The organism is Clostridium sp. AM49-4BH (assembly GCF_003478335.1).
Classification (GTDB): domain Bacteria; phylum Bacillota; class Clostridia; order Lachnospirales; family Lachnospiraceae; genus Butyribacter.
This window is the reverse complement of the sequence record NZ_QUFB01000092.1, coordinates 1-4,478: the sequence shown is the minus strand read 5'-3', so window position 1 is coordinate 4,478 and position 4,478 is coordinate 1. Positions and strand designations below refer to the sequence as shown.

Below are 4,478 nucleotides of genomic sequence, written 5' to 3'. Positions count from 1 at the left end.
CGCTCGTCGTTACTTATGTCTCGTATTTCAGAGACATTAAGTAACGTGACGTAGCGCATCGTAGCGAAAGCGTCCCGTCCAAAAATGGATGATACCTTGCTAAACCGGGACATCTCAGGCAATCCTTCAGGCATGTATTCATCAGAGACTTAACAAAATAAGAAATCACGTAAAAATTGCCGCCCTTGGAAATTTGATTCCAAGGGCGGCAGTTTTTGTGTTTTGCTGTTCCTTTGTGTCAGTGACGCTTATTCTTCGCTATTGCTATCCGTTTCCGGTGCTTTTTGAAACGGAAAATTCTGAAATTCCAGAAAATATTTTGGCTCTATATTTAATATATCAGCAATATCAAAGATGAGATCCAATGATATTTTACGATTGACATTTGGTGCTTCGATGGCACCGATATGTTGTCTGCTGACATTTAACTTCTCAGCCAATTCTTCCTGTGTCATTTTCTGATATTTACGACAATAAGCAATGCGAAAACCGATTTCACGATAGCGTTCCCAGTGATTTGGATCTTTCTTCATAATGTATCCCCTTTTCTATATGGTGATTTTAGCACTTGGAGACAAGTTGTGTGGCAATGCATATCCACACAATGTTAGAAGTGCACAATTTCATCGTATGTCCTATATTATTAGTTTAAACAAAAATAATGAATTTCACATAATTTGAAAAGTAATATAAGTTATTTTACAAATAACAAATTAAAAGTATCACGTATGAAATGTTTATCTTAAGGAAAAAATTTATGGGCAACTTGCCATTTACCAGGTGGAATGGTAATATTTATGATTGTTAGATAGCGTTCCACATAATGTTAGAACACACGACATTTTATATTTTAGATGGCAATGAGAGTTTATGTAAAAAATAATAAAGGGTATGGTTAGAATATGTTAATAGATTGTATGATGGCGGACATTGCGGAAGTCTTGTCGTATTTGCCGACAGCGATAATAGTCGGAGCAGTATATGCATTGGTGGCAGGAATTGTTTTACGTTTGATAGGAAAACGAGCAGCGAGTAGTGGCAATACGCCCGGTAAGGTGCCATTTGGTGAAAATAGTGTTTTTAAGCTGACTATGAGTATCTTGTTAGTGATCTATATTGTCGTGGTGTTAATGACAGTGTTTTTTTCAAGAGAACTTGGTTCCAGAGAGGGTATAGATATGCGCATACTGGGAACATGGGGACTTACGATGCAGGATCATGCGTGGGTGATTGAGAATGTTTTGCTCTTTATTCCGCTTGGTCTGCTGCTTCCTTTTTGGTTTCCGACCGGAAGAAGGGGAATTGTTATTATTGTCGGTTTGGTGTGCAGTATTGGAATTGAAGTGACACAGCTTGTTACTGGGTATGGATTTTGTCAGCTGGATGATGTTATAATGAACACAGCAGGAACTTTTGTGGGATATCTGCTATATGTCGGTATTGTAAATATATGTCGGAGGACAATGGCAAGAAGGCTATGCTGTTTATTGCTGGCGATCGTGTGGATGACGACGATCTTTCATTTTTCGGCACAGCCGGCAGACGAATCCGGGCAGATGAGTCTGCGGTTTGGAATGTCGATCTGTCGGATGGTTGTACCGCATTTTGAGGATAAAACGGTAGAGCAGCAAGAGACGATGGCAAGAAGGATTGAGTTTCCGGTACGTAAAGCGGCACATATGACGGAGTATGCGATTTTGGCGTTGTTATTGTTAGGTACGATCACGAAGGATCGGATCACGCGAAAACAGCTGTTGGCGGTGATATGTTTGGTAGCAGCTTATGCAGCAACGGATGAATATCATCAGTTATTCGTGCCGGGACGGAGTGGTCAGGTGCGGGATGTGGTCATTGATACGGTTGGAGGAACACTTGGCCTTGGTGCTTGGCTGGCGGTACGCCGCCTTTTGACACCTTGATCCTTAATAGGAAATTGCCCGTAATGTTGCTTGAGTGTTAGGAGATGATTAACAATGGATTTTATGATTGGTACGGTCGATTCGAAACGGTTGCGCAAAGATTTGCTGCAGCATTTTCGGACAGCACCGAATTGGAGAACGCCGGAGGGACGGCGTAAGCTGGAAGCAATACAGTATGCTAATGAGCAGCAGCTTGTGGCACTTGCTAAGCAGGAAGGCTTTGAGATGAGACCCTATATTCGTTAGGGCAGAAGAGCATAGAGCAGATGTGTGATTTGCGAAGACAGAAGAGCATAGAGCAGAGGCGCAATTTGCGAAGACAGAAGAGCATAGAGCAGATGTACAATTTGCGAAAGCAGAAAGGCGGATTATAAATATGAAACAGTATGATTATTTAGTAGTAGGAGCAGGACTTTTTGGAGCAGTATTTGCCAGACAGGCGACGGATGCGGGCAAGAAAGTGCTTGTGATCGATAAAAGGGATCACATTGCGGGAAATGTTTATACAGAACAGGTGGAGGGAATCCATGTACATCGTTATGGAGCCCATATTTTTCACACGAATAATAAAACAGTGTGGGATTATATTACACGGTTTGCAGAGTTTAACCGTTTTACGAACAGCCCTGTCGCCAATTACAAGGGGGAATTATATAGCCTGCCTTTTAACATGTACACGTTCAATAAGATCTGGGGTGTTGTGACGCCGGAGGAGGCAGCAGCTAAGATTGAAGAGCAGCGGCAGGAAGCAGGCATTACAGAACCACACAATTTAGAGGAACAGGCGATCAGTCTGGTCGGTAAAGATATTTATGAAAAATTGATCAAAGGATATACGCAGAAGCAATGGGGACGTCCATGTACGGAATTGCCGGCATTTATTATCAAGCGTTTGCCGGTGAGATTAACGTTTGATAATAATTATTTTAATGCGTTATATCAGGGCATTCCAGTTGGTGGATATACGCAGATGGTTGCTAATTTGTTAGACGGGATAGAAGTGCAGCTTTGCGTGGATTATTTGGCAGACAAGGAAAAGCTTGCTGCAACTGCAGAGCGTGTCGTATACACAGGAGCGATCGACGCTTACTTTAATTACACGCTTGGTACATTGCAATATCGTTCTGTGCGTTTTGAGACAGAGACATTAGATATACCGAATTTCCAAGGCAATGCTGCAGTAAATTATACGGATGCCGAGACACCTTGGACAAGAATTATTGAGCACAAATGGTTTGAGTTTGGTAAAGATGCAGAGGGAAATGATCTGCCGAAAACGGTGATCTCCAGAGAGTATAGTTCTGAGTGGAAGCCGGGAGATGAACCATATTATCCGGTAAATGATGAGAAAAATGGTGCATTGTATGAGAAGTATAAGGAGTTAGCAGCCGGGGAGACCAATGTGATCTTTGGCGGAAGACTGGGCGAGTATAAGTATTATGATATGGATGCGGTTATCGCCTCAGCGCTCGCATTGAGTGAACGTGAGCTTGCATAAGAAAGTATAGCCCCGGTGGGTGAATGAGAAACGATATAAGAAACAGCCTTGTTGAGAATGAATGGGAAGGAGAGTAGATCTTATGGAGTGGATTTATCCGATTTTGGGTAAGCAAAAGTGTCTGCCTTTCTATTTGTCGGGCATTGGTATTGCAGAACCGGAGTATCATGTGATACGAGAAGAAGGTTTGGTATCCCATCAGCTGCATTATACGCAGAGTGGCCGTGGCAATCTTGTTGTTGGCGGCGCGACGTATCCGTTAGAGCCGGGAAGTATGTTTTATATGGCACCGGGGATCCCACATGAGTATTATCCGCTTGTTGAGGATGAGTGGACGACCTGTTGGCTGGTGTTTCGTGGGGAACATTTGCTGGAATTAATGAAAGGCATGGGTTTTGATGGTTTTGCCTATGATAAAAACGTTGTCAATGAAAAGATTACTGGAATTTTTCATCAGATGCTTAAGGCGGCAAAAGATCCACTGTATGGTGATGAGCGATGCTCTATGTTAGTGTATGAATATATTATGAATGTCCGACAGGCGTTTTTGGCAAATAAGAAGTATGGCGGTCAGAGTGCCAAGAGCATGTTGCAGCGTGCTCTAATGTTTATTCATAAAAATTATGCAAGAGATATTACATTAGAAGAACTGGCAGAAATGAGCGGCGTGACGAAACAGCATTTTTGTCGGGTTTTTAAGGAACAGATGCGGATGCGTCCGATGGAGTATCTGGCAAGACAACGAGTTTCGGCTGCAAGAAGTATGTTGTTAGCAACCGATAAAAGCATCGCACAGATCGGGGCGGAGGTTGGATATGAGAATCCGACGTATTTCGGCATGGTATTTAAGAAGTATGAAGCATAACGCCGACCGATTGTAGAAAAAGACATGGTACAAGCTTGACATGGTAGAGGCTTGCAGAGCAAAACGCTGGTTTTGCTCTTTTTTGATGTGCGCCTTGCGGCGCACGTCGCCAATGGGTGAAAGTCCCTAATCCGCCCTAGTAGTGGGAAGGATACAGCCAAGACCAAGGGTGTCCATCGTGAGGTGGAATCTGAAG

The 4,478-nt window shown here is 42.9% G+C and carries 5 protein-coding genes; 4 read left to right on the top strand and 1 reads right to left on the bottom strand.

Annotation, left to right across the window (positions count from 1 at the left end):
* Positions 1-248: 248 nt before the first annotated feature.
* Positions 249-533, bottom strand: coding sequence for a helix-turn-helix transcriptional regulator (locus DW981_RS14175; RefSeq protein WP_118508198.1), 285 nt, complete (start codon positions 531-533; stop codon positions 249-251).
* Between the two features lie 369 nt (positions 534-902).
* On the opposite strand from DW981_RS14175, the gene DW981_RS14170 reads away from it, so the two are divergent.
* The 4 genes from DW981_RS14170 (at position 903) to DW981_RS14155 (ending at position 4,282) form a co-directional block, all read left to right on the top strand.
* The gene (locus DW981_RS14170; protein ID WP_118508197.1) at positions 903-1,919 is read left to right on the top strand and encodes a VanZ family protein; all 1,017 of its coding nucleotides are present in this window, start codon (positions 903-905) and stop codon (positions 1,917-1,919) included.
* A 54-nt stretch (positions 1,920-1,973) separates the two neighbouring features.
* Positions 1,974-2,165 (top strand): hypothetical protein, encoded by a 192-nt coding sequence (locus tag DW981_RS14165; RefSeq protein ID WP_022024986.1) that lies wholly within the window; start codon positions 1,974-1,976, stop codon positions 2,163-2,165.
* Positions 2,166-2,295: 130 nt separating this feature from the next.
* Positions 2,296-3,417, top strand: a complete 1,122-nt coding sequence (glf, locus tag DW981_RS14160; RefSeq protein WP_118508196.1) for a UDP-galactopyranose mutase — start codon at positions 2,296-2,298, stop codon at positions 3,415-3,417.
* A gap of 82 nt (positions 3,418-3,499) precedes the next feature.
* Positions 3,500-4,282, top strand: coding sequence for an AraC family transcriptional regulator (locus DW981_RS14155; protein WP_182434305.1), 783 nt, complete (start codon positions 3,500-3,502; stop codon positions 4,280-4,282).
* Positions 4,283-4,478: the final 196 nt, after the last annotated feature.